At 36.7% G+C, this 24484-nt stretch carries 23 protein-coding genes and 1 riboswitch; of the genes, 12 read left to right on the top strand and 11 right to left on the bottom strand.

The genetic code is table 11. The features are described from left to right. Window positions 1-1189: 1189 nt before the first annotated feature. Window positions 1190-1951: a glucose 1-dehydrogenase gene (locus AC4G3O_RS04390; protein ID WP_491089794.1), complete on the top strand. Its 762-nt coding sequence runs from the start codon at window positions 1190-1192 to the stop codon at window positions 1949-1951. A 361-nt stretch (window positions 1952-2312) separates the two neighbouring features. Here AC4G3O_RS04390 and AC4G3O_RS04385 read toward each other — a convergent pair whose 3' ends face one another. Genes AC4G3O_RS04385 through AC4G3O_RS04375 form a run of 3 tightly spaced genes read right to left on the bottom strand, consistent with a single transcriptional unit; the run spans window position 2313 to window position 5031 of the window. After that, entirely contained in the window at window positions 2313-3035 is a 723-nt protein-coding gene (locus AC4G3O_RS04385) for an MOSC domain-containing protein (protein WP_066104834.1), read from the bottom strand. Window positions 3036-3047: 12 nt separating this feature from the next. After that, window positions 3048-3701 carry a potassium channel family protein gene (locus AC4G3O_RS04380; RefSeq protein WP_066104829.1) on the bottom strand — a complete coding sequence of 218 codons (654 nt, stop codon included), beginning with the start codon at window positions 3699-3701 and terminating at the stop codon, window positions 3048-3050. Window positions 3702-3717: 16 nt separating this feature from the next. Then, window positions 3718-5031: a TrkH family potassium uptake protein gene (locus AC4G3O_RS04375; RefSeq protein ID WP_066104823.1), complete on the bottom strand. Its 1314-nt coding sequence runs from the start codon at window positions 5029-5031 to the stop codon at window positions 3718-3720. A 316-nt stretch (window positions 5032-5347) separates the two neighbouring features. Between AC4G3O_RS04375 and AC4G3O_RS04370 the strand changes: the two genes are divergently transcribed. Beyond that, window positions 5348-5536, top strand: a complete 189-nt coding sequence (locus AC4G3O_RS04370) for a hypothetical protein (protein ID WP_066104817.1) — start codon at window positions 5348-5350, stop codon at window positions 5534-5536. A 72-nt stretch (window positions 5537-5608) separates the two neighbouring features. Here AC4G3O_RS04370 and AC4G3O_RS04365 read toward each other — a convergent pair whose 3' ends face one another. Together AC4G3O_RS04365 and AC4G3O_RS04360 are read right to left on the bottom strand one after the other, a co-directional pair. Then, window positions 5609-6478, bottom strand: a complete 870-nt coding sequence (locus AC4G3O_RS04365) for a hypothetical protein (RefSeq protein WP_066104814.1) — start codon at window positions 6476-6478, stop codon at window positions 5609-5611. A gap of 84 nt (window positions 6479-6562) precedes the next feature. Next, window positions 6563-8212 (bottom strand): glycosyl hydrolase family 28-related protein, encoded by a 1650-nt coding sequence (locus AC4G3O_RS04360; RefSeq protein ID WP_491089791.1) that lies wholly within the window; start codon window positions 8210-8212, stop codon window positions 6563-6565. Between the two features lie 162 nt (window positions 8213-8374). Between AC4G3O_RS04360 and lepB the strand changes: the two genes are divergently transcribed. After that, complete coding sequence (gene lepB / locus AC4G3O_RS04355) at window positions 8375-8947, top strand: signal peptidase I (protein ID WP_066104808.1); 573 nt, start codon at window positions 8375-8377, stop codon at window positions 8945-8947. A gap of 65 nt (window positions 8948-9012) precedes the next feature. Here lepB and AC4G3O_RS04350 read toward each other — a convergent pair whose 3' ends face one another. The 5 genes from AC4G3O_RS04350 to AC4G3O_RS04330 all read right to left on the bottom strand — a co-directional run bounded on the left by AC4G3O_RS04350 (window position 9013) and on the right by AC4G3O_RS04330 (window position 12426). Continuing rightward, the gene (locus AC4G3O_RS04350; protein WP_140462048.1) at window positions 9013-9216 is read right to left on the bottom strand and encodes a hypothetical protein; all 204 of its coding nucleotides are present in this window, start codon (window positions 9214-9216) and stop codon (window positions 9013-9015) included. A 69-nt stretch (window positions 9217-9285) separates the two neighbouring features. After that, on the bottom strand, window positions 9286-10509 hold the full coding sequence (locus AC4G3O_RS04345) for a hypothetical protein (RefSeq protein WP_139892450.1): 1224 nt from the start codon (window positions 10507-10509) through the stop codon (window positions 9286-9288). A gap of 13 nt (window positions 10510-10522) precedes the next feature. Continuing rightward, window positions 10523-11356, bottom strand: a complete 834-nt coding sequence (locus AC4G3O_RS04340; RefSeq protein WP_491089789.1) for a hypothetical protein — start codon at window positions 11354-11356, stop codon at window positions 10523-10525. Continuing rightward, the gene (locus AC4G3O_RS04335; protein ID WP_066104796.1) at window positions 11353-12042 is read right to left on the bottom strand and encodes an ABC transporter ATP-binding protein; all 690 of its coding nucleotides are present in this window, start codon (window positions 12040-12042) and stop codon (window positions 11353-11355) included. The genes AC4G3O_RS04340 and AC4G3O_RS04335 overlap by 4 nt, the downstream gene beginning before the upstream one ends. A 12-nt stretch (window positions 12043-12054) precedes the next feature. After that, complete coding sequence (locus AC4G3O_RS04330) at window positions 12055-12426, bottom strand: GntR family transcriptional regulator (RefSeq protein ID WP_066104793.1); 372 nt, start codon at window positions 12424-12426, stop codon at window positions 12055-12057. Between the two features lie 205 nt (window positions 12427-12631). Here AC4G3O_RS04330 and AC4G3O_RS04325 point away from each other — a divergent pair, with 205 nt between their 5' ends. After that, window positions 12632-13474, top strand: coding sequence for a patatin-like phospholipase family protein (locus AC4G3O_RS04325; RefSeq protein ID WP_066104791.1), 843 nt, complete (start codon window positions 12632-12634; stop codon window positions 13472-13474). Between the two features lie 47 nt (window positions 13475-13521). On the opposite strand, the gene AC4G3O_RS04320 is transcribed toward AC4G3O_RS04325, so the two are convergent. After that, window positions 13522-14565 carry a M42 family metallopeptidase gene (locus AC4G3O_RS04320; protein ID WP_066104788.1) on the bottom strand — a complete coding sequence of 348 codons (1044 nt, stop codon included), beginning with the start codon at window positions 14563-14565 and terminating at the stop codon, window positions 13522-13524. A gap of 133 nt (window positions 14566-14698) precedes the next feature. Further along, window positions 14699-14803, top strand: a riboswitch (SAM riboswitch). A gap of 183 nt (window positions 14804-14986) precedes the next feature. Here AC4G3O_RS04320 and AC4G3O_RS04315 point away from each other — a divergent pair. The 8 genes from AC4G3O_RS04315 to AC4G3O_RS04280 all read left to right on the top strand — a co-directional run bounded on the left by AC4G3O_RS04315 (window position 14987) and on the right by AC4G3O_RS04280 (window position 24201). Further along, window positions 14987-16087, top strand: coding sequence for a methionine biosynthesis PLP-dependent protein (locus AC4G3O_RS04315; RefSeq protein WP_491135883.1), 1101 nt, complete (start codon window positions 14987-14989; stop codon window positions 16085-16087). 142 nt (window positions 16088-16229) lie between these two features. Beyond that, window positions 16230-17015, top strand: coding sequence for an ABC transporter ATP-binding protein (locus AC4G3O_RS04310; RefSeq protein ID WP_066104780.1), 786 nt, complete (start codon window positions 16230-16232; stop codon window positions 17013-17015). Between the two features lie 3 nt (window positions 17016-17018). Further along, a complete protein-coding gene (locus AC4G3O_RS04305) occupies window positions 17019-18650 on the top strand; it encodes an ABC-2 family transporter permease (RefSeq protein WP_491135882.1) in 1632 nt (543 codons plus the stop codon). A gap of 158 nt (window positions 18651-18808) precedes the next feature. Further along, window positions 18809-19354 carry a cysteine hydrolase family protein gene (locus AC4G3O_RS04300; protein WP_140462051.1) on the top strand — a complete coding sequence of 182 codons (546 nt, stop codon included), beginning with the start codon at window positions 18809-18811 and terminating at the stop codon, window positions 19352-19354. 17 nt (window positions 19355-19371) lie between these two features. Then, complete coding sequence (locus tag AC4G3O_RS04295; protein WP_066104773.1) at window positions 19372-20853, top strand: nicotinate phosphoribosyltransferase; 1482 nt, start codon at window positions 19372-19374, stop codon at window positions 20851-20853. Between the two features lie 77 nt (window positions 20854-20930). Further along, on the top strand, window positions 20931-21056 hold the full coding sequence (locus tag AC4G3O_RS04290) for a hypothetical protein (RefSeq protein WP_257469149.1): 126 nt from the start codon (window positions 20931-20933) through the stop codon (window positions 21054-21056). A gap of 192 nt (window positions 21057-21248) precedes the next feature. Continuing rightward, window positions 21249-22475 (top strand): helix-turn-helix domain-containing protein, encoded by a 1227-nt coding sequence (locus AC4G3O_RS04285; RefSeq protein WP_066104769.1) that lies wholly within the window; start codon window positions 21249-21251, stop codon window positions 22473-22475. Between the two features lie 472 nt (window positions 22476-22947). Beyond that, complete coding sequence (locus AC4G3O_RS04280) at window positions 22948-24201, top strand: S8 family peptidase (RefSeq protein WP_139892445.1); 1254 nt, start codon at window positions 22948-22950, stop codon at window positions 24199-24201. Window positions 24202-24484: the final 283 nt, after the last annotated feature.

The following is a 24484-nucleotide window of genomic DNA, read 5'->3' as shown; positions in this document are numbered from 1 at the left end:
GAAACGAAGTCCAGTTACTTAGAGATAGAATAAAGTTCAGGTATGCTGCAAAGGAGATGCCTCCTAGGTAGTCATTGAAATGACATCGCAGCAGATATCCGAGGACAGGAATTTGTACGTCCGCTTTAATTAATTCATTTACTTGAAAAAGGATCAGCGGCACAATGAAAAATAACAGATCCTTTTTTTGTCTCTTATTTAACCGCATATTGAGAAGAGAACCAATGCGACTATGATTGCGAAAACAGTTGACCAGAAACCCATAAGGCAGTCTCCTTTACATGAAAATTTAAGTGGCTCAATTTTTTAATTAATTTTCCACACACTAATATTCAGAAACTCTATAACTACATATGTACACCTTAGAATGCTACATAAACCGGATGACCTAGTTCAAAATTATATTCATCCTAAGAGGAAATATGCAGTGTCATCTCAAGATTTTTTCTAATGCAGGGAATGTATATCCTTCGTATTCTAAGATTGTAAGAACACAGTCCGCCAGTTTGTCCGGTGAGACTTCTGTACTCATCGCGTTATTGGCATATCATCCACAAGGAGAGAAAAAATATCCGCTAACTCTTTATACATGACACCTGACACCTCATCTTTCCTATGATTATACTAAAAATATTACAACTATCTAATACCCTATTGTCGCTTAGAATAATCCGCTTTCATTATTTTAGAAAAATATATTATTTTATTAGAATGATAATTATCTATAAATAGAGGCTTGTTTTTTAGATAATTTCAGCTGGGTATTTTCATCTAAAAAGAGAGAATAAAATGAAATAAAATCCACTTCCTTTTATGTAGAGATGGCTATATTTTGGATTTTGTGACTCAAAGAATATTATTCAGTATAAATTATTATAATATATCAAGAATCTTTTGAAATTAAAAAAAGTTTCATGTATAGTTTAAATGTAGTAGAGATATACATGATGCTATAAAAAGTTGATAGGGCAGAGGAAATGTAAGGGTTTTAGTAAGCTTATTGATTTGTTCTTTAGAACGATGAATCTCTTAAAAATTACTTTTCGGGTTTAATATATAGGAATATCAAATACTGTGTTTCTAACTGTTAATAAATCTGGAATCTTACAAGTTATAGAATTCATCGCCCTGATTTATGATCCATACATGAATCTGCCAATTAATTTAACGATGATTAGGAGGATGAACAATGGGAAGATTGCAAGACCAAGTAGCCATTATTACAGGTGGAGCGAATGGTATTGGTAAATCAATTGCGACACGCTATGCGGAAGAAGGGGCAAAGCTGGTAATTGCCGATCTCAATGAAGAAGCATTGCAAGCTACTGTCAATGAATTTAAAGCGCAAGATGTTGAGATAATGGGTGTAAAAGTCAATGTGGCAGTTGAAGAAGATGTTCAAAAAATGGTGGAAGAAACTGTGGCCACATTTGGTCGCGTAGATATTTTAGTTAACTGTGCAGGTGTATTAGACAAAATGCAGGCTGCTCATAATGTAGAAGATGCAGTTTGGAGCCGCGTAATGGATATTAATGTTGGCGGTGTAATGCGCGGTACACGTAAAGTATTGCCATACTTCCAGGCTCAGGGCAGCGGCGTAATCGTGAACCTTTCCTCCATTACCGGTTTAACTGGTGGACGTGGCGGATTTACGTATACTGCGGCTAAACATGCAGTTACAGGCATGACTAAAAATATTGCATCTCATTATGGCCCGCAAGGGATTCGTTGCAATGGAATCGCACCGGCCCAAGTTGAGACTGGGTTAACCAGTTCAGTGGATGGTATGGATATGGAAGGATTACAATATGCAACGCGTGGTGTTAGTTTAATGCCTCGTGCTGCTAAGCCACAAGAAATTGCAGACATTGCCCTTTTCTTGGCAAGCAATGAATCTTCCTATATTAATGGTGTAGTATTGGCAGCGGATGCAGGATGGTCTGCTTACTAATCAGATTAAAAAATGAATAGGTTTGAAAAAAAGGAATCCATTTGGATTCTTTTTTTATTACTATCTAGCATTTCTATATGGGTTTTCTATTAAAATTCAACATGGATCATAGTGGGGGAGAAAGGGATACAGGGAGAAAAGTGTATTTAATAAGTAGTTCATGGCAAAGACAAAACAGTGCAATTGTCCTGAAAGTTAAGGAATTTTTATTCCTGATACTGGTGATTAATTGCGGATATTCTAAACACGAATCTACCAATAAGAAATCATTAAAATTAGTAAAATAGGGAACCAAATGGGTTCCCTTGTTTTGCTTATTACTATGAGTCTTGAACTAACAACTAGCATAAAATAAGAAATCTTAAACTAATTGTACCTCATCACCTATCCGGATTTTTCCGGTTTTAAGAACGGAGGCATATACACCGAAACAATTCTGACGAGTTCTATTAATAAATTTTAATAGAGAAGGATCCTTTTCGCTGTTTTCGGGATTAATGGTAATAATCATGCATCTTTCACAATGTCGGTTAACTTGTATTTCAACCGATTCACCAATCAAAAGACGTCTTCCGAACCAGGTATCTTCTATATATGGTTGCTTTTCAGTTAGATCGAGGACCAAGTTAGGGCGAAACCGTTTATAGTCTATCAGACTTCCATACTGCTTTTTTAATTCTAGAAGAGAAGCATCTGTTACGAGCAATAAATGTTCCACCTCAATTGCGCCTAGTGGCACATCATTCGGGGTGAATTGTACAGGAGTAATACTCCTGTTTGCTGCCGTTTCTAGGTCCTTAATCAATCCAGGGTGATTCCACGTTACTCTTTTTCCTGATGGCGTGACTACTTCGATGGGTGGATAGGTATCCAAGCTGTCAGGACCCATAAAGGATGCTTGGTAACTTGCCATGATTGGAGCCTGAGTGATGGTCAGAAATTTATTTGTACGGCTATTGTCTATATAAGCATGACTGCGATCCCCATAAAGACCATAGGGCATTACATTAGATTCCTGAACATGTTCACCTGTAAAGGATTTAACAGGGTGGCGCATAATTGCTTTCACGTGCCCAATTAACATAGCAACCCGCCTTTATTTATATTTCTTTTTGAACTTCTCGATACTGGTATTTGAACCAATCAGTAAAAAGTCGTCTCCTTCTTGTAATTTGAGATCCGCAAAATGCGATAATATTGGCTGTCCATTACGAAGGACTAAGGACACCGTAATATCGAATTTTCTTGAAAAATTCAATTCGTTCAATGACTTTCCATGCATCGTTTCAGGTACTTGCATTTCAATTGCAGAAATATCCTTCGTGATTTCAATATATTCAATGACACCTGTTAATAATTCCTGACGTGCCACTTTCCGACCAGCTTCTTCCTCTGGAAGGATAATACGATCGGCACCAAGGCTTTTTAAAATTTCCCCGATTTCTCGATTGTTAGCCTTGGCGATTATTTTTTTTGCTTTTCTTTCTTTCAGTTTTTTTGTAATTAAAATGGCCGAAAAGGCATCAGAGCCAATTGCAACAAAGACCGCATTGAATTGATCGATTTTCAGTTCATCGAGTACAAGCGGATCACGAAAGTCACCGACAATCGCATGAGTCGAATATTCATCTAAGGACTCGAGATTTTTTTCACTGCGATCTGTAACGATTACTTCACAATGTTGTTTGTATAATTCTTTTACGATGCCAGTACCAAATCTTCCTGCTCCAATGACTAGATATGATTTCATGAAAAATGTCCCCTTTTTAGCCTACTGCTAAGTCTTCTTTTAAATATCTTGTTTTAACTTTTTCTACTTTAAAAATAGTATAAATGAAACTGAATACACCTATTCGGCCGATAATCATCAGCATGATTAAAATGGATTTTGAAACAGGTGTTAATTCAGATGTAATTCCAAATGATAAGCCTGTATTTGTCAGGGCAGATAACACCTCAAACATCAATGGCTCCAATGGCTGCGTTTGTAACATGGTTAATAAAATCGTAGAACCAAAAAACAATGCCATAAAAGTAAAGAAAACCATAAAGGATTTATCAACTGCTTCCTGAGCAATGGTTTTTTTATAGATAACAACCTCTTTTTGTGATTTCGCTACAGATAATACCTTTGATAATAGTACTGCAAAGGTGGTCAATCGTATACCGCCTCCTGTACTGGAGGAAGCTCCCCCTATAAACATAAATAGGGTCAAACATAAAAAGGTAGTGATTGTTACTTGTGAGACATCAATCGTTGAAAGCCCACCATTTCTTGCTGTCGCCGAAAAAAACAATGAATTCGATAGTTTTTCCCAAATGGAAAGTCCGCTAAACGTATTATTTGTTTCCAAAAAGAAAAATATAGCCATACCGATAAATAGTAGGAGAAAATGAAGTCTTATATTAATCTTTGTAAACAAACTTTTCTTCCTTCTAAAAGATAAGAAGTACTCTACCAATGTCGGATAGCCAAGACTTCCTAAGAAGATTGTTATAGCCGTTGTTATTAGGAAAAGATGATTATGTTTAAATGAAATCAGGCTATCACCGAATAAATCAAATCCGGAATTAGTGAAGCTTGCTACTGCATGAAAGGCAGACACGAATGCCGCATCCCAAAAATCATCATATCGGGGTCGTATCTCCCCTAATAATATAAAGAAACAAATCGTTTCTACTAATAAGGCAATGACTAAAACCGAAATTCCAAGAGATGTAATGGAACTTAGTTTTGACTGGTTTTGGTCCTTGGATAAAAGAAGCATACTTGATACCGTAATCTTCTTGTCCATCACGACAAACAGGTAACTGATTAATACAACAATCCCGATTCCGCCAAGCTGCATTTCCACCATTAAGATGGATTGTCCCACCCTGGTTAATTCTGTTCCTACGTCTATTGTAGTAAGTCCTGTTACGCTTAAGGCGCTTGTGGACAGAAATAGAGAATCCATTATAGAAAACCCGATGGAATTGGACTGGGGTATCCATAACAAAAAGGCAAATAAAATGATAAAACCTATGTATAGGAAGAATATTTGCCGGAATGAGTGGATTGAAGATTTGCTCTGCTGCATATTTATTTAATCTCCATTTCTTCTTTGTAAAGTTAGTGTATTGATTCATAATATAACCCGTTTGCTGTAAAAGCCAATATCATCGTACTATATCTCATAATAAAACACCAAATAACATTTTTTCGTGTTCACTAAACAGTTTTTTATCCTATCACAATTTATACGAATTTAAAACAGTAAATTAAACTTATAGGATTACGTTTATGACAGAAAATCAACCCGTAAAAAAAAATACTAGTTAACTAGACAAATAGATGGCGATTTTTCTAAAGAACTGAATATAAATAAGTGAGGACTTAATGGGAGGGGAACCATTATGGACAATATCCAAAATTTATATGAGCGTTATAAAAAAGGCGAGAAATTTGCTAAGCCCTTTAGCCAAAAGCAAGTGGGGAAGCTAAGTGCAAAAGATCCAACAGAACTGGCATCCAATAACAAAGTGGTTCAGGATATGCTAAAGAAGTATTCACAACAGTTCCAAAATAATAGACATTTTATATGAGCATCTGTATTAAACTTTGACCTTATTACTATATGAATAAGGGCATTTTTTTTGTAAACAAATAAAACCCCTTTAATTAGGGGTTTTGGCAAAGGGCCATTCTTCTTTTTCAACCATAAGTGCATACTCAATATTTTCAGCTTGATACATTAGGGCATAATGTAAAAATAAGATATTTTGTTTATCAATAACATCAAATTGAGAAGAGTAGCTGGACAATATGGTCACCTTATCAGTTCCGCGATAGTTGAAATGGAAAACAAGTCTGTTTTTCTTTATTTTCACAAGGGGAGCCTCCCAGTTTAACACTTCTGGATCGCCGGTTTCTTTTGAAAGTATGGCATATTCCCGTTCGACTCCGATAAGCTGATGTAAATCCTTGGTTTCGCATTCAAAGGCAATATTATACCGTTGTTTATAACTGATTTTAAAGTCCTCCAAAAAGTAATCAAGTGCGGAAAAATAATTCACCTCCATCGTTTCTTCATCAAGGAATGTGAACAACTTTCCGATGCTTGCATCTGAATACATGGCTGACAGAAGGGTTGCTTTTGAGCTTTGCAATTCTATAAAGGCAACTGCAGCCGTTTCTTTATCCTCCACCTCAAATTCCATTTGAAATAGCTTGAAACGTTTGAGCTGCCTCGTTGTACTAGGAATAATTAAAAATAAAATGATCCAGACTGATAATAAGAAGATTCCCTTCAATATGGTAAGCAGAAAGGTGGAGGAAATCAGTGGTTTAATTACATATTCCGTCCACCATGTAGGAGGAACAGCAGTTGAAATAGGAAGCGGTTTCACATCACCCCATAACAATTGATATAGTGTCCAGCCGATGATGAAGAGCAGCCCGCTATAATAAATAAAAGTCAGTATATCGTTTATTAGGTCTTTGATTGATGAAAGGAACTGTTTGAGGACTTCTGCAATCCGACTCACGAAATAGTCACCTCTTCACATTTTACAGGAAAGACCATAAATGTATATGCGAAGAGGTGGAGAAATAGAATAGGTAATTAAGTTTTAATCCATTTTTAAAATGGGTGTCTTATATCCAACCGTATGAATATTATTCAGCTTGACTTTATGGTTGGCATTTTTAATTGCGATATCTCCAATCTTTGATTCAGCCTGTACATTTGATATAGTTGCTTTTGCTACACCTTTACCAATATCGATGGCAGTTGGAGCTGAGTTTTTTATGGAAATAGTACTTAAACGAATGTCATCGGTATGCTGCCTGCCGCCAACTATTTTTATATCCGTACCCGCAGTTTGGAAATTTTCTATTGTTATATTTGCCAGTGTGATATGACGAGATTTATATTGAATGGAAACCATTGGATTCCTTTGATAATCATAATTCGAATCTCCGAGCAGAGTGAAATGGTTAATAACCACATTTTGATAGGCTGATACGACTAGACACCTTGGAGTCGAGCCTTCATAAAGATCTGTGAAAATGGGTGCAATTGCAACGATATTCGTCGCTGTTATATTAAAGGCAGATTTAGACTGTGGCTCTGATTCGAGATGGTGGCCTATGTGCCGGAAGTTATAGGAACGATTATCATGGATAGATATATGTCCGATAATATGAACATTGGAAGCAGCTGATGCAGTACCATGCGCCTTTATTTCAACCCCTCCAAAGCACCTGGTTGAAGAATTATTAATCAGCCAAACATCGTCAGATCCGTCATCTACCTCAAACCCATTTGAATTGGAGAATCCCTTCATGTGAGCTCTGCCGCTTGGATCACACATATGGCTGTTTGTAATCAGAATATGGCTGCTATGATGTGTTGTTATTCCATCATCTCCAAATCCATAGCCAGAAAGATGATCTAACCATATATATTGGCTCGGCCATCTCGAACGTGTGCCATCGCCCAAATATGTATAGTAGGCAGCTGAAACATCAAAACAGTGTAAACCTGCATTACGGGCTACAACATCCTTCACCCATCCATAAGTAACATGAGCATATGTTAAACAGCTCGAACGGTTATTACCGGAACTAGTTCGATCGCTCTGTGGAAGCCTTTCTACATTCCAGTCAAGTGTCATCCCCTGTACGAGAATATGATGATTACCACGGATTGGACTAGAGTTTGTAATAAGAATAGCTTTCTTTGGTGTTTCATTGGCTAATTTAAGAACCGTTTTATCTTTACCTTCTCCTATCAGACATGTGTAGGAGGGGAGCTTTAGTCCCTTAACAATAAAAACACCTTCCGGAATATAAACCATTCGCTTACCTTTACCAAGAGCAGCCTCAAACGCTTTAGTATTGTCTGTTATCCCATCACCAACAGCACCATAGTCGGTTACATTGATCTGTTCCTGGATCTTTTGATTTAAATGCTGATACTCTTCATCTAATTTCTTTTTCCATGCTGGAAAAGGGTAACCGTTCAAGATTGTGAAATCAGCTGGATTTTTTAGCTCAGGCTGTCTGCTTGTTGTCAATAAGAGACGGGGAAATGCATATTTTAAATCCCTTAGTGGCTTCCGATTAGGCATGGAAAGAGGGGAAAACTTATTTAATTTTTCATTAAGCAATGAAAACGTCTCTTTTACCAGACTTGCTGGAGTTTGGTTTGAGGGAAGCCATCTAGATAAGAGAATTTCATTTTTATTTGGATCATGATTTTTCGATAAGTACAACATACTGGAGTTTCACTCCTCACGTGAATGAAAAATGGATGTTATTGTATTCCCTTACTAGATGTAAATTAATCGTAATGAAAATGTAATATCGTTTGTAGGTATCTTAGCATATTATATGGGTATAAAATATAAGAATCATATGTAGAAACAACTAGAGGAATCATGCTTGAAAGAAGGAGACTGCGATTGAGGAAGTTATTTAAAACTGAAGTAGGAAGTTGGATTATCTCTATCGCATTTGCAATCGTCTTAGCTTATCTTGTAAAAACATTTATCATTTCCTTTTTTATAGTTGAAGGAGCCTCAATGGAACCAACACTTTATAATAATGAAAAAGTCTTGGTCAATAAGTTAGCGGCGTATAGCGGTTCAGTTGATCGTCAGGATATAGTAGTCATTCGAGATGATGGAAAAGATAAATACTATATAAAGCGGATTATAGGGTTACCTGGAGAAAAGGTTGAATATAAGAATGACTCGCTTTATATAAACGGCAAGCAAAAAGATGAGCCATATCTGCCTGATGAACAAGGAGAAGTTGATTTACTGAAAATGAATAAAACAGGTGACTTTGATCCATTGAAAGTTCCTAATGATCATTATTTTGTGATGGGAGATAATCGGTTGAACAGCAGGGATAGCCGTAATGGATTGGGCTACATAGATGAAGATGATATAGTCGGTACATGTGAATATGTCATTCTCCCATTTGAACACGCACGTAAAACAGATTGATAAAATTGCATCTCCACATGGTGTGGAAAAGGTGAATGGCTCTCGAGCCATTCACCTTTCCGTTTTTAAATATTGCGTTTATAGGTTTCTTTTGTCAGCACCGGGAATTGATCCACAGGAGCATCGAGTTTTTGTACATTGAAAACCTCTCCATATTTCTCAAGTTCATTGGCTATTTGATCCTGCAACTCTCTGGTCGGAACCTCCACGTTGTATTTAGTACCTTCATGCAAAAGCCTTGGCTCCGTTTCAAAATAAACATAGTACATGGGAAATTCCTCCAAATCATCATTTGGTTATTGTATTCCCTTTTTGAAGTTAACAAAACAATTTTTACATTATAGACCAATAATCTGATATAAATATAGATCCATATAGTCTATCTTTTGATCGTTGCTTTTTGTCTCAATCGTTCCTTCGAAAATGGATTTTCCGTCTTCGAAATTAAAGATGCTTATATAAGGTTTGTTTTTTTCTCCTCTATAAGTGAGAATCATTTTGTTGTGATATACATTTATATTGTGATCAAACATTTCTGAGTTCACTTGGATTTTATGATCCTTTGTGATTTTTTGTTTCTCAAAATCATACGTAACCATAGCGACTATTTTCTTTCCGTTCTCATCTTTAATAGCGGAAACATATAATGAAGTTTGATCATAAGCTATATTAAAACTAGAACCATCTTCTTGTAATAGCTGTTTCGTTAAATCACTCGGAAGGGTCAACCTATCTAATTTCTTTGTTTTATAGTTGTACACATATAAGTCACGGCTAACAGTTTGACTGTTTTCATCTGTATGGATAGTCTTATCTATCTGAAATGTAAAATGAGTACGAGCTTGCGTCGGGTTAGTATCTGTTAAACTGGTTATATAAATATCTTGCTGATCCGTTGATTGTTCAGTTGTCAAAATCGAATTATCGTCAATTAGTTTTTCCTTTTTAAGGTTAATCGTATATTCCTGAAGTATTTCTGTCCCATCTTTCGAATTACTGCGTGTCATGACAAATAATTCATTCGTGGAGATTTGGACATCAAGGATTTCAATAAAAGATGAATATTCCTGATTGGGCAGGTTTACTTCAAAAGAGGTTGTATCCTCTGTTTTCTTATTGAGCTGATCAATTTTTAAACTGAAATTATGCATTCCATGTCTGGTAGAAAAATCATACTTGGAGTCGACAAAAATGACTTGATTTGTGTCATTGTACAACTGGTTACTATAAATTTTTCCTCTCATAAAGGAAGAATACTGATTTGCTAAATCTTTCAATTCCGCTGTTTCTAAATATTTTTCCCCGTAGTCCACCTGCTCAAAAAAAGGTAATTCAGATCGATAAGTGGCCCCCTCTTTCGTTACATTAAACGTTTCTGTGAATCCACCTACTTGATAATCTGCTTCCAATGATAAGGTGTCTAAGATTTTAGCATCTCCATTTATTTGTTTGACGTAAAAATCAGGGAGGGTGGAGGAAGAAAAGGCCTGATTTATATAAAATACTGAAATGGATAGCACAGCAACAAGCAGGATCAGAATAGAATTTCGATATTTTTTCATATGTTTCCTCTCCTTACACAGTTATTTTCTTATTTAATAAATAGCGGCTTAATAAAATGGAGATAATGCCTAAAATACTGGCTGTAACGCTTACAATGATGATTTGCTCAGATGTATAAATGTAATTACCTATTTCTAATAATTCGATTAATATAATAGGTGCTGATAATACAGCTATAACACCTACACAGTATAGGATGGCAAGAATGATTCCTTTCCATTTAAAGCTGCGCTCAAGCAATATGGCCGTGAATAGGATGCTCAAAGCAATAAATCCTGCACCATAATATAAAACGAATTCTGTGAAGGTAGATGGGAGAATAACCGTAATAAATTGAGATCCCTTGATTAAGCTGCCAATCGATACCTCATGTAAATAATCCGCTGATATAAACCATTTCAAAATTTTTGATTCAATTAGAAGGAGTATCAATTGGATAGATACTAGTGAGAGTACAAGTAGCATTATAGCTGTTAATTTCGAAAAATAAATATTCATTCTTGATGTAGGAATCATTAATAAACGATAGATAAAGGATCCTTTACCTGACCAGTCACGGTACCAAATTAGAAAGATATATAAGAAGATGGCACCTGCACATAAGGCAATCGGACCATTAAACCAAATAGAATTCACATAATTGTCCATGCCATAATAACCAAATTCTTCAATAAAGACTTCTATAGGGACACCATTCGTTAATGATTTATTAGCGTCACTCATGTAGATGTTAGCTTCAATGATTAACCCGGCAACTTGTATAATAAAAACAGCAATAATCAATCCAAATAAAATTTTTGTAAATCGATTTAACTCCACATTCACAAGCTTAAAAAAGCGATTCATCCTCTATACACCTCTCTCATTACATCTACGACAGACTTACCTTCGTTATTTCGAACTTCTTCTGCATTAAATTCTTTATAAACGACTCCGTCATTTAACAAAACAACTTTATCAATGAGGTGCTCAATATCGTTGATTTCATGGGTTGTGATGATAACACCGCGGTCTTCAATCAGGTGGCTTGTAAAGACATCTGCTATTTGTTCACGGCTGAAAATATCGATACCGGAGAATGGTTCATCCATAAGAACATAATCAACATCCAGAGCCAATCCCAATAACAAATTCACTTTCGCGGTATTTCCTTTAGATAATGTTGAAATCCGTATGTTTTCATCCAATTTGAAAAAGCTCAATAATTCATCGGCGCGATCTTGGTTCCAACTCTCATAAAAATCATTCATAAAATCCATTGCCTGCATAATGGTGAAGTTCGAAAGCATCGTGAACGTATCTGGAATAAATGTGATTTTCTCATACGTATCCTTCGTTCTTTTAGTTCCGTTTATAAGAATTTCTCCACCATCAATAGGAGTAAGGCCCATGATGGATTTCATAATCGTTGTTTTACCTACACCGTTTATACCGATTAAACACGTGATTTCCCCTTTGTTGGCTGTGAATGATACATCATCCAATACGTTTTTTCTTCCAAATTTTTTCGTTACATTTTTTACTTCTAACATGAAATCCCCTCCTTACTCTTGTTCCGCATTATATTTTTCTTTGACAATACTCAACAGTTCATCTACTGGTAATTGAATCGGTTTAATTGCCTGAACAAAGGTATCAACGGCTTCAACAATGAGTTCCTGACGAACGCTTGACAATATGACCTTGTCGGTTGTGACCCGGCTTGGGAAATTTCTTTCTGTGTGAATCAATCCCTGTTCCTCCATTTCCTTATACGCTTTTTGAGCAGTATTGGGGTTTATTTTTAGAAGATTGGCAAGCTCACGTCGAGAAGGAATCTCCTCTCCGCTTGCAAGCCGACCGGTCGCTATTTGTTCTTTGAAGTAACGGACAACTTGTAAATATACAGGATCCCGGTTATTAAAGATGATGTTCATTAATTCATCTCCTATGGCTTTTTAACCAATTATTAGTGTGTGTACTATGTAGTTCATACACTTGATATGTGTACTATACAGTTAATACACTAAAACTGTCAATAGGATAGTAAAAAATTCCCTGAAATAGTTTTAAAACGTGTAATTATTTAAGAAGGGTCATGGCAAAATAATAAGGATTCTCTGGGGAAGGAGTTTACTTGTTATGCATAATACAGGCCTGGTTCTAGAGGGTGGCGGAATGAGAGGGCTATATACAGCTGGAGTTCTGAGGTATTTGATGGAACAGGATATATATGTGCCATATACAATTGGTGTTTCAGCTGGTGCATGTAATGGCTCTTCTTATATTGCACGGCAAATAGACCGTAATTATGCGGCGAATATCGATTATGTCTCACACCCGGAATACCTATCCTATAAACGTTTTCTGAAGAAACGTGAATTATTTGGAATGGACTTTATTTTTGATAAAATTCCAAATGAACTGGTCCCATTTGATATAAAGGCTTTTTGTGAAGCAAAGGAACAGTTTGTCGTGGGTGTTACAGATTGCGTAACAGGCGAACCTGTATACTATAGAAAAGAGCACCTAATAAAAGATATTACAACGATTCTGCGCGCATCCAGTTCGATTCCTTTTTTTGCTCCGGAAATCTCTTATGATGGAAGAATGCTGCTGGATGGCGGTGTTGCCGATCCAATACCGATACAAAAATCTCAAGCAGACGGGAATACGAAAAATATCGTTGTGCTTACTGGGAATAAAGGCTATATGAAAGCATCGTCGCTTGATTGGCTTGGAAAAAGAAAATATAAGAACTATCAAGGGCTGCTAAAGGCTCTTCGCAAACGGCATATCGTTTACAATGACACGATCCGCTATTTGGAGGAACAAGAAGAAAAGGGACTTGTCGTCATTATTCGTCCATTAGTGAAATCAGATGTCAGCCGTGTTGAGCGTAACCCTAAAAAGCTGAAAAAGCTGTACAATCAAGGATATGCTGAAGCCAAGGCTGCTTATGGAAAAATCAAACGGTTATTATAATAAAAACCCATCACTTAAATGGTGATGGGTTAACGTTTAGTATGAAATTAGGCTAATTCTGATTGTAAGTAATTCCAGATTAACTGGGCAGTATGTTCAATAGAGCTGATATGGGTTCTTTCAAAAGCATGTGAAGCATCAATGCCGGGTCCAATTAATCCGTGTATGATATCATAGCCGGCACGGATGGCAGCAGAAGCATCAGATCCGTAAAAAGGATATATATCTACACGGTAATCAATCTTGTGTTGCTTTGCCAATTCGACTAAATGCTGACGCAGGCCATAATGATAGGGTCCGCTAGAATCTTTTGCACAAATGGAAACACTGTATTCATCCGTAGATTGTCCTTCTCCAATTGCTCCCATATCTACAGCCAGGTATTCAACAGTTTCAGCAGGAATGTTGGAGTTTCCGCCATAGCCTATTTCTTCATTATTTGAAATTAAGAAGTGGGTCGTATAGGGGAGAGTGATGCCTTCTTCTTTTAACTGTTTAATGATATACATCAGTATGCCGACACTCGCTTTATCATCTAAATGACGGGATTTAATAAATCCATTGTCTGTCAGTTCAACACGGGGCTCGAAGGAAACAAAATCACCTACAGAAATACCTAGACCTTCTGTATCCGTCTTGCTTTTTGTCACAGCATCAATTCGAACTTCAATCGTTGCATCCTCGCGTTTAATATCTCCCATTTTCTGATAAACATGGACAGAAGTTTGATTTAAAAGAATCGTCCCTGTAAACGTTTTACCTTCAGCTGTATGGATTTTACAATATTCGCCTTCAACAGAATTCCAACGAAATCCGCCGATCATCGATAATTTTAAACGCCCGCTTGGTTTGATTTCTTTCACCATAGCACCTAATGTATCTACATGGGCTGTTAGAAAACGGTGCTTTGAATCATCCTGTCCCTTGATTGTTGCCAATAGGGCACCTTTATTTGTTTTTACTGCAGGTATTCCTTGAGATTGTAAAAACTGTGCTACATGATCAATTACTTCCGTTGTATAGCCGCTCGGACTTGGAATGGATACAAGGTCTTTTATGTACTGGAAAATTTCCTGGCCATTGGCTTTCATGGTTCCGAATCACTCCTTTTTATGTATAGATTTATTATATACCTTTGTTAAAAAGTTGGACAATAAAGGCAGAAATAACTTGCTTTTTTAGCAGTAGGACTGTAAATTTATAGTTAAATAAATATTCTGAAAAATCTTATCAAGAGAGATGGAGGGACAGGCCCTGTGAAGTCTCAGCAACCGCCAATATGGAAAGGTGCTAATTCCTGCAGGAACAATCATTCCTGGCCGATAAGAAGGGACTCACTCTAATGAAAAGTCTTCTTCTTGAAGACTTTTTTCGTTTTTAAGCATATTTTTATTCACTGGGAAAATGAGTGGATGTAAGTAATTCGTAACTTTGATGGCAAATTAGAGCCGGATGAAGGTAAATCAGAGTAACTGTATTTCGGGGATTAATAAAGAGAGAGGGGTCATACATATGACAACAGTTAAAATCGAAACACTCTTAGCTCAAATAGGCAATCGAAGTGAAACACAAACAGGTACTGTTAATCCGCCAGTTTATTTTTCCACAGCCTATCGCCATAACGGAATAGGGGAATCAACAGGGTTTGATTACATAAGAACAGGAAACCCAACCAGAAAATTATTAGAGGAAGCAATTGCCGAGCTAGAGGGTGGTAAACAGGGATTTGCCTTTAGTTCAGGTATGGCTGCCATTCACTCATTGCTATGTTTATTTTCTCCAGGTGATGAAATAGCCGTCTCTGCCGATCTGTATGGAGGGACATATCGGTTATTTGAGCAAATATGGAAGACGTATGGCATCAAATTTAACTATTGCCATACATATGAAGATTTCGCTGAATCCATTACGGAAAATACGAAGGCCTTCTTTATAGAAACACCGACAAATCCGCTTATGCAGGAAATGGATATTAAAGAAATTGCTCAACTGACCCAATCTAACAATCTACTGCTCCTTGTGGATAATACGTTTTATACACCCATTTTGCAAAGACCGATTGAGCAGGGAGCAGATATTGTTGTCCACAGTGCCACCAAATATTTAGCAGGACATAATGATGTATTGGCTGGATTAATTGTCTCAAAGAGTAAAGAGGTTGGTGCGCGCCTAGAAGAATATCAAAATGCAACAGGCGCTGTACTGCCGCCATTTGACTCCTGGCTTGTGATGAGGGGAATGAAAACATTGAGCCTAAGGATGAGGCAGCATGAGGAAAATGCTAAGATAATCAGCCGATTTTTAAGAGAAAGAGAAGAAGTGACAGATGTCCTTTATCCTGGTAAAGGGGGGATGATATCGTTCCGGCTGAAATCAGAGGAATGGATCAATCCATTTTTAAAAAGCCTTCGCATCATATCTTTTGCTGAAAGTCTGGGTGGAGTAGAAAGTTTAATGACGTACCCTGCTACACAAACACATGCGGATATCCCTGAGGAAGTGCGTACACAAAATGGAGTCTGTAATTGTTTGCTGCGCTATTCTGTTGGGATAGAGCATGCGAATGATTTGATTGATGATCTTATTCAAGCTTTTGAATCATTATCGGCTTAGGTTATTAGAAATTTGAACTTTACAGGCATTTAGGTGCATCATGAAGGATTCCAGAAGTAATACCTAAAAAGGATAAATTAGAAAATTATGCAAATTAACGACCCGTTTTGATATACTATACCAAAATGGGTCTTTGGGGAGAATGAAAATGGCTGAACTGGTGATTTCTATTAGCAATCTTCAAATGCATTATGGATCGAAAGAAGTACTTCGAGGAATTAATCTTGATGTAAACAAGGGACAAATTATTGGCTATATAGGTCCCAATGGGGCGGGGAAAACTACCACAGTTAAAATATTGCTTGGACTCCTTACAGACTATACAGGCTCAGTGAAGGTCTTTGATAAAGAGCTTTCTGAGGATAGGATTACCTATAAAAATAGAATTGGCTATGTGCCTGAATTGGCAGATTTATATGATGTATTGACTGCACGTGAATATTTGACTTTTATAGGTGAGCTTTATGGCTTATCTTATGAGCAGGCTGACCAAAAGGCTTTTAAACTAATGAGGCTATTAAATATTGAAGAAATGTATGATTCACGAATAAATAGTTATTCAAAAGGGATGAAGCAAAAGGTTCTATTAATTTCAAGCCTTCTTCATAATCCGGATATTTTATTTTTAGATGAACCTTTAAGCGGTCTCGACGCGAATAGCGTTATGGTCATTAAAGAATTGCTTGGACTGCTGGCAAGCGAGGGAAAAACTATTTTTTATTCCTCACATATCATGGATGTCGTCGAGAAAATTAGCAATCGAATTATTTTACTGCATGAAGGCAGGATTGTTGCAGATGGAAGCTTTGCAGAATTACAGGATGTTGGCAAGGAAGGAACTCTTGAAGAAATTTTTAACCAATTAACTGGTTTTACACAGCATCGTTCAATTGCCGAAGATATTGTATCTGTTGTTAAAGAGGATTAATAGATGAAAAAATTTATGAGTTTGCGTGTGTTGGATAGAGGACAAAAGCTCTTTCAGTGGATGGGAATTGATTATCCGGTTATGAGAAGAATTCTTCAGGTTAAGCTTACAATGGATGCCAGAAGAGTTCCAACTTTGATGAATGATGGGTCTGGAAATACAGGTAAGGATTCAAATCAATTTTTAAAATCCTTATGGGTTTATGCGCTTATGGGTCTAATACTGATTCCTTTTATTATTATGGGTGAAAATTATTTTTTCCAAATGAGTATGTTGTTTGCGGTATTTATGTTTTTTATCATTACATCTTTAATATCTGATTTTTCCCATGTGATGCTTGATATACGGGATCAGTCTATTTTATTGTCTAGACCGGTTGATGGGAGAACGGTCTCGGTGGCAAAGCTGATACATATTATTATTTACCTTGGCACAATAACCCTTATTTTTATTGCGCCTGCGTTCATTGCTGCTATTGTTACTCAAGGAATTGGCTTTAGTCTGTTATTTTTGCTGGTCATTATATTGATTGATATATGGATAGTCTTGCTTACTGCTTTAATCTACTTGGTTATTTTAAAGTATTTTGATGGAGAGAAATTAAAGGATTTTATCAGTTATGTACAAATCTCCTTGTCTATTTTAATGATTGTTGGCTATCAACTAACGGTAAGGATATTTGACCTTGTAGATAGGCAAGTAGAATTTACACCAACTTGGTGGAGCTATATTCTTGCGCCTATTTGGTATGCCGCTCCCTTTGAGGTAATACTAAATGGGAATTTTGCATGGCAATATATTCTCTTAATCAGCTTGGCTGTAATTGTACCGCTTGTTTCTGTCATTATTTATATTAAAAATGTTCAAAACTTTGAGCAGTATTTACAAAAGTTAACTAATCATACAGGAGCCTTATCGAAAAAGAAACGCAGTCATTTTTCAATGTTCCTATTACGAAATAAAGAAGAACGAGTCTTTTATCATTTCGCAAAAAACCTCATGAAAAACGAACAGGCGTTTAAACTGAAGGTATATCCATCTATTGGAATGGTTATTATTTTTCCGTTTATTACACTACTCAATCAATTCGGGGAAAATGGATGGAAAGGTATTCAAAATGGCAGCGGTTATTATACAATTTATTTCAGTGCGCTTATGATTCCAACTATTGCTATTGCACTCCGATATACCGATTCATATAAAGGAGCATGGATATACAGGGCCTCTCCATTACAGAGTGCTAAGTCTATCTTTATAGGTACATTGAATGCGGTTATGGCCAAGTATGTTCTTCCCATCTATTTGGCATATAGCTTTCTATTTATTCTTATATATGGAAGTGCTATCTTTTGGGATCTATTGATTGGTCTCTTTACGTTATTTATAATGGCAGTCCTGTCGTTCAGGACATATACAATTATATTGCCATTTTCTAAACCAACTTCTGCAACACAGGAGAATGAGGGGATTAAGACCGTTTTCCTGCTTTTCATTCTTGGCGTATTTGCAGGTTTTCACTTTCTTATAAGCAAGGTTGAGTATGGTTTATATGGATATGGGGGAGTCTTGCTGATCACAGCTATTCTTGTATGGCGATATGGATTTAGGGTCGACTTTAAAGATTTAAAGGATTGATACGATTTTAATAACCACTGTGTTCGTATCAAAAAGCGCTGTTTATTTTATTGGTGGTTGACTTTCTTTAAAATCAAAGTAGGCATTTTGTAATACAATTTGATATTCTATACGTACGATAAGCGGATTTGATGGAAAATGGATAGGGGAGTGGAGAGATGAAAGCTTTAATCAATATAGATTATACAAATGATTTTGTAGCAGATGCTGGCAAATTAACATGCGGTAAACCTGGAAAGGAAATTGAAGAGTACATTGTTTCTTTAACAAAAAGATTCATTGAGGACAAAGATTTTGTTGTATTTGCTATTGATGTACACGATGAGAATGATCCATTTCACCCTGAAAGTAAATTATTCCCACCGCATAATATACGTGGTACCGAAGGTCGTTTATTATTTGGAAATCTTCAAAATGTGTATAATACTAATATTGGACAAGAGAACCTGCTATGGATTGATAAAACACGATACTCTGCCTTTGCTGGTACTGATTTGGAAATTAAATTGCGTGAACGCGGAATCACGGAATTACATTTAGTAGGAGTTTGTACAGATATCTGTATTTTGCATACAGCAGTGGATGCCTATAATAAAGGGTTTAAAATAGTAATACATAAAAATGGAGTGGCGAGCTTTAATGAAGCAGGTCATGAGTGGGCCTTATCCCATTTTGAAAATACGCTGGGAGCCAGTGTTTTGTAATTGAAGGAGGAAGTTTGATGACACATTATCCGGACGACAGCTTTGCTTTGCATACAGACCTATACCAAATTAATATGATGGAAACCTATTTTAAAGATGGGATTCATAATAAAAAAGCGGTATTTGATGTGTATTTCAGGCGCAACCCATTTAAGAACGGTTATGCCATATTTGCCGGACTTGAACGGGTGATTACATATATTAAAGACTTAAAATTTACAGAGAGTGATATTCAATATTTAAGGGAAGAGCTTAAGTATGACGAAGTATTCCTTGAATATTTAAAAGAACTGCGTTTTACAGGTACCATCAGAAGCATGAAAGAAGGCGAGCTCGTTTTCGAAAATGAGCCTTTAATGCGAATTGAGGCTCCGCTTGCAGAAGCTCAGCTGGTTGAAACAGCAATATTGAATATTATTAATTACCAAACTCTTATTGCAACAAAAGCATCACGTCTGAGTGTAGTAACTGGCGGTGAATCCCTGTTTGAATTTGGTACAAGGAGAGCACAGGAAACGGAAGCGGCTATCTGGGGAACAAGAGCCGCTTATATCGGAGGATTTCAGGCAAGCAGCAATGTCAGAGCTGGCAAGAAATTCGGCATTCCGGTAGTAGGAACTCATGCACATGCGCTTGTTCAGGCTTATCGGGATGAATACACAGCCTTCCGCAAATATGCAGAATCACATTATGATTGCACATTCCTTGTTGACACCTTTGATACATTAAAATCAGGTGTGCCAACTGCCATACGAGTAGCAAAGGAAATGGGCGATAAAATTAATTTTAAAGCCATTCGTTTGGATAGCGGGGATTTAGCTTACTTGTCTAAGAAAGCACGAAAAATGCTTGATGAAGCAGGCTTCACAGATACATTAATTACGGCTTCCAATGATTTAGATGAAGCAACAATCCTGAATCTGAAAGCACAGGGAGCCAAAATTGATATGTGGGGTGTCGGAACCAAACTGATCACGGCCTATGACCAGCCAGCTTTAGGAGCTGTATATAAAATGGTCAGCATTGAAGATGAAAACGGCGATATGGTTGATACGATCAAAATCAGTGCAAATCCTGAAAAAGTAACTACTCCTGGCATGAAGAATGTGTATCGGATTATTAATAAGGAAACAAATAAATCGGAAGGGGATTATATTACACTTGAATATGAAAATCCTGCTTCTGAGAAAATATTGACTATGTTCCATCCTGTACATACCTTCATTAGCAAGGAAGTAACAAATTTTGATGCAGTACCACTGCATGAAAACATCTTTGTGGATGGGCAATTAGTGTATAAAACACCAGACTTGACGGTTATTCAACAATTTGCAAAGGATAACCTGGACTTGCTTTGGGATGAATATAAACGGTTCCTTAATCCGGAAAAATATCCGGTTGATCTAAGTCCAAAATGCTGGGAAAATAAACGGGTTCGTATTCAGGAAATAATGGAACACGTGAGAAAAACAGAAGCTGAAGTGAAAAACTGGAGATAATCAGCAATCCACCTTGCCAATAGACAAGGTGGATTTTTTGCTTTCAAAATAAATTTTAGGAAGGGAGTGCTTATACCTTGAAATGGAGACAATTATTTCGTGAGTATCGTAATATCCTTCCGAATGATTTAGAACAAGTTAGAATTAAAGGGATAAGATTACGCAAACGGCGAACCATGCTGAAAAAGAATGAATGTGGCTAAGAAATATTTAATGAACCTGGCATATAGCCAGGTTTTTATTTTTACTGACTAAAATCCGCTATAATATCAGACTGAATGTCGGTAAATGATGAAATGAGGGGAACGAAAATTATAAAAATAGGTTTCAGGATGTATGTTAGAACTTGACTTTTAAATATATAATATTGGAAACAAATGGAAGAGGGTGGGTGCATGAAAGTAGGTTCGTTGATTAAATATTATCGGACTAAGCAGGGATTAACTCAAAGTGAGCTGGTCGAAGGCATATGTTCTGTACCTCATCTAAGTAAGATTGAACATAATGAGAAGGAAGCAAATGACCAAACTATCCATTTATTATTACAACGTTTAGGAGCAGACTTAACGAATGTTTATGAACAAAATAATACGGTGAAAAGATTGCTGGATGAATGGATTGAATGCATCAATTATTTTCAGATTGAAGAGGCAAAAGAGATTGATCGGAAGTTAGATAGTTTGGTAGATTTCATTGCCTATACACCACATTTATTTTTATATGAATTGTATAAAATGAGATATTTATTATTTATTAAGGATACTAAAAAAGCCATTCAACACTATAAATGGCTTGATAAACATAAGAAGAATTTAAATTATCAGGAGCTATATTTGCTTCATTATTATCATGCTATTTGTCTGCTCATCCAAAATAAGTACAGACAGGCCAATGAAGTTTTAGAGGAATTAGTTTCTGCAAGCAGGGATGGGATGAGTGTTTCTGCGGATGTTTATTATCATTTGGCACTTGCTAAATGTCATATGGAACAGCATGGGCATGCTATCTTCTATGCTAACGAGGCACTAAATGCCTTTACTGCCCAATATAATATAAAGCGAATTATGCACACGCTTGTGATTCTCGGCATTAGTTATACCGATACAGGCATTTATGAGGTGGCAGCAGAGTGCTATAAACATTTGAAAAGAAATGCTGAGATCCTAAATGAATCGGCAACTTTATCGATTGCCTATCATAATATTGGCTATTTAAAGCAGAAAAAAGGAGAGCTGAGTGAAGCAAGAGACTATTATTATAAAGCTGTAAATTGTGAAGCGGAGAATGCCCAATCTTCTATGGTGAGCCTTTATGCTTTGGCAGAAACCTCTTATTATTTGGGAGAATGGGAACAGGCGAAAGAGTATTTACATCACTTAAAGAAGAAAGCTCAAGAAACCGGGTCTAAAATATATCAAATGCTGCCCAATTATTATTTATATATGATTCAGGGGGAAGAAGAAAGAGCGATTAGCTATTTAGAAGAGTATACCCTTCCTTATCTATATAATGGGGAATCTCATTATAATGATATTCGCAGTGTTAGTAAAATTTTGGCAGATTATTATAAGAAATCAGGAAAGTTTCAGAAAGCCTTGCAATATATTTATACAGACTACTAGTTAAGGAGGAGAATAGATGAAAAGAAAAGCTCCCATTTTGCCGCCAATCGTATAAATGGTGTCATTTTAGAGAGGGTCAAAAGGACTGATTGTCCAATCAATCAGTTCTTTTTTGTTTTCATTTTTGCATAATTAATTTAGTGGATTATTAAATTATCTGAAAATTTACATAAATTTTATTGGGAAAATATAATTCTACTAGGTACAAACACCCGTTTGTATTAATCGCCAAATAGGTCGCAAATAGGATAGAAAAATGTCGATAGGTAAGAAAAAGCGCAAAAAATATAGTAATTTGTCACAAAAACTAATCTGATAACTTGGGAAAGTTTTTTTATTTGACAAAATAGAAAATAATAATTCTGAATTAATAGTTAATTTGTTCCGTGTTCAAAGAAAAAAATAGCCACTATAATAACGATACAACAAGAAAAGTTCACAGAAAATTCAAAAAACGAGAGGAGACTGAAAGATGAAAAAAAGGAAGATATTTGCTGGAGTTGTCCTAAGTGTATCAATGGCTTTATCTTTTGGCTCAGGAACAAATGCTGAGGATAGGTCGACTGCAAAGGCAAAGGATGTCAGCTCAGAGAAAACCTATCGTGTTCTGATTCAGGGATCTCAGTCAGAAAAAACAAAAGTAAAGAAAAATATGGGGACACACCGAGACTTCAGCAACCAAGGATTTACGACAGATGTTTCTGAAAAAGAATATCAGAAACTATTGGAAAATAAAAATATCGAAGTAGAAAAAGTACCTGAATTTAAAATTGCTGCAACTGCTATAGAAAAAGCTACTTCTGCACCTACAACCCGAGTGCCATGGGGAATTAAAGCAATCTATAATAATAGCTCTCTTACTTCTACATCAGGCGGCAGTGGAATTAAAGTAGCAGTTTTAGACACAGGCGTGTTAAAAACGCATGCGAGTCTTTCATCCAATATTGAACAATGTAAGGATTTCACTCAAACAAGCAGCACGGTTGTGAATGGCTCCTGTGCTGATGGGAATGGTCATGGTACCCATGTAGCCGGAACAGTGGCTGGCAATGGTACTGGCGTATATGGGGTTGCCCCTCAATCCAAAGTATGGGCCTATAAAGTTTTGGGTGACGATGGATCTGGTTATTCAGATGATATAGCAGCAGCAATTAGACATGCGGCAGACCAAGCATCCTCTACAGGTTCAAAAGTAATTATTTCAATGTCACTTGGTTCCAGCTCTAATAACTCTCTCATTAGCAGTGCTGTAACATATGCTTATGGAAAAGGTGTTCTAATTATTGCGGCAGCTGGTAATAGCGGCTATTCTGCCAATACAATCGGATATCCGGGTGCTTTGGCGAATGTAGTGGCTGTGGCAGCTCTTGAGAATGTTCAGCAAAATGGAACATACCGTGTGGCTAACTATTCTTCCAGAGGTAACCCATCCACAGATGGTGATTATGTAATTGGCTTAAAGGATGTTGAAATCTCTGCTCCAGGTTCTGCAGTTGAATCAACCTGGCATACGGGTGGATATAATACAATCAGTGGAACCTCAATGGCAACACCGCATGTATCCGGATTGGCAGCAAAAATATGGGCTTCCAATACAGGATACTCTCATACACAGCTACGCGCGGAATTACAAAGACGTGCGAAGTTAGTTGATATTAAAGGTGGATATGGAGCCGCTACAGGTGATGATTACGCATCCGGTTTCGGTTTTGCAAGAGTACAATAATAATTGAAACTTACGAATCAGCCTCCCGATTTTTGGGAGGCTGATTGATAATAGGATTAATTGAGAGAGTGGATTAATCTGATCTGGAATTCAATGGAATCTGCAAAACTAGGAGGTGTTTCCAGATGAAGTATAAAAAAATGATGTAAAACAACAAAACTTGTGGGGAATTCATCTTAAGCAGAGGAAAATCTGCTGACGTGGAGCTGAAATTAGCCAAAGCGAGTATATAAATAGCAGAATCCAGCCAAAATGGAACAGAATCCAGCCGAACTGGACGGAA

The organism is Bacillus sp. z14 (2026) (genome assembly GCF_058313575.1).
The sequence above is the reverse complement of the archived record's forward strand: the minus strand, read 5'-3'. Positions and strand labels throughout refer to the sequence as shown.

What these genes read in the sequence shown, in the direction of transcription:
- lepB (WP_066104808.1), top strand. Translation starts at nt 8,375, where the DNA reads ATGCTTGAAAGAAGGAGACTGCGATTGAGGAAGTTATTTAAAACTGAA.
- AC4G3O_RS04380 (WP_066104829.1), bottom strand. Translation starts at nt 3,701, where the DNA reads ATGAAATCATATCTAGTCATTGGAGCAGGAAGATTTGGTACTGGCATC.
- AC4G3O_RS04325 (WP_066104791.1), top strand. Translation starts at nt 12,632, where the DNA reads ATGCATAATACAGGCCTGGTTCTAGAGGGTGGCGGAATGAGAGGGCTA.
- AC4G3O_RS04370 (WP_066104817.1), top strand. Translation starts at nt 5,348, where the DNA reads ATGGACAATATCCAAAATTTATATGAGCGTTATAAAAAAGGCGAGAAA.
- AC4G3O_RS04310 (WP_066104780.1), top strand. Translation starts at nt 16,230, where the DNA reads ATGAAAATGGCTGAACTGGTGATTTCTATTAGCAATCTTCAAATGCAT.
- AC4G3O_RS04340 (WP_491089789.1), bottom strand. Translation starts at nt 11,356, where the DNA reads ATGAATCGCTTTTTTAAGCTTGTGAATGTGGAGTTAAATCGATTTACA.
- AC4G3O_RS04345 (WP_139892450.1), bottom strand. Translation starts at nt 10,509, where the DNA reads ATGAAAAAATATCGAAATTCTATTCTGATCCTGCTTGTTGCTGTGCTA.
- AC4G3O_RS04360 (WP_491089791.1), bottom strand. Translation starts at nt 8,212, where the DNA reads ATGTTGTACTTATCGAAAAATCATGATCCAAATAAAAATGAAATTCTC.
- AC4G3O_RS04335 (WP_066104796.1), bottom strand. Translation starts at nt 12,042, where the DNA reads ATGTTAGAAGTAAAAAATGTAACGAAAAAATTTGGAAGAAAAAACGTA.
- AC4G3O_RS04375 (WP_066104823.1), bottom strand. Translation starts at nt 5,031, where the DNA reads ATGCAGCAGAGCAAATCTTCAATCCACTCATTCCGGCAAATATTCTTC.
- AC4G3O_RS04390 (WP_491089794.1), top strand. Translation starts at nt 1,190, where the DNA reads ATGGGAAGATTGCAAGACCAAGTAGCCATTATTACAGGTGGAGCGAAT.
- AC4G3O_RS04300 (WP_140462051.1), top strand. Translation starts at nt 18,809, where the DNA reads ATGAAAGCTTTAATCAATATAGATTATACAAATGATTTTGTAGCAGAT.
- AC4G3O_RS04315 (WP_491135883.1), top strand. Translation starts at nt 14,987, where the DNA reads ATGACAACAGTTAAAATCGAAACACTCTTAGCTCAAATAGGCAATCGA.
- AC4G3O_RS04350 (WP_140462048.1), bottom strand. Translation starts at nt 9,216, where the DNA reads ATGTACTATGTTTATTTTGAAACGGAGCCAAGGCTTTTGCATGAAGGT.
- AC4G3O_RS04295 (WP_066104773.1), top strand. Translation starts at nt 19,372, where the DNA reads ATGACACATTATCCGGACGACAGCTTTGCTTTGCATACAGACCTATAC.
- AC4G3O_RS04305 (WP_491135882.1), top strand. Translation starts at nt 17,019, where the DNA reads ATGAAAAAATTTATGAGTTTGCGTGTGTTGGATAGAGGACAAAAGCTC.
- AC4G3O_RS04280 (WP_139892445.1), top strand. Translation starts at nt 22,948, where the DNA reads ATGAAAAAAAGGAAGATATTTGCTGGAGTTGTCCTAAGTGTATCAATG.
- AC4G3O_RS04320 (WP_066104788.1), bottom strand. Translation starts at nt 14,565, where the DNA reads ATGAAAGCCAATGGCCAGGAAATTTTCCAGTACATAAAAGACCTTGTA.
- AC4G3O_RS04330 (WP_066104793.1), bottom strand. Translation starts at nt 12,426, where the DNA reads ATGAACATCATCTTTAATAACCGGGATCCTGTATATTTACAAGTTGTC.
- AC4G3O_RS04385 (WP_066104834.1), bottom strand. Translation starts at nt 3,035, where the DNA reads ATGTTAATTGGGCACGTGAAAGCAATTATGCGCCACCCTGTTAAATCC.
- AC4G3O_RS04285 (WP_066104769.1), top strand. Translation starts at nt 21,249, where the DNA reads ATGAAAGTAGGTTCGTTGATTAAATATTATCGGACTAAGCAGGGATTA.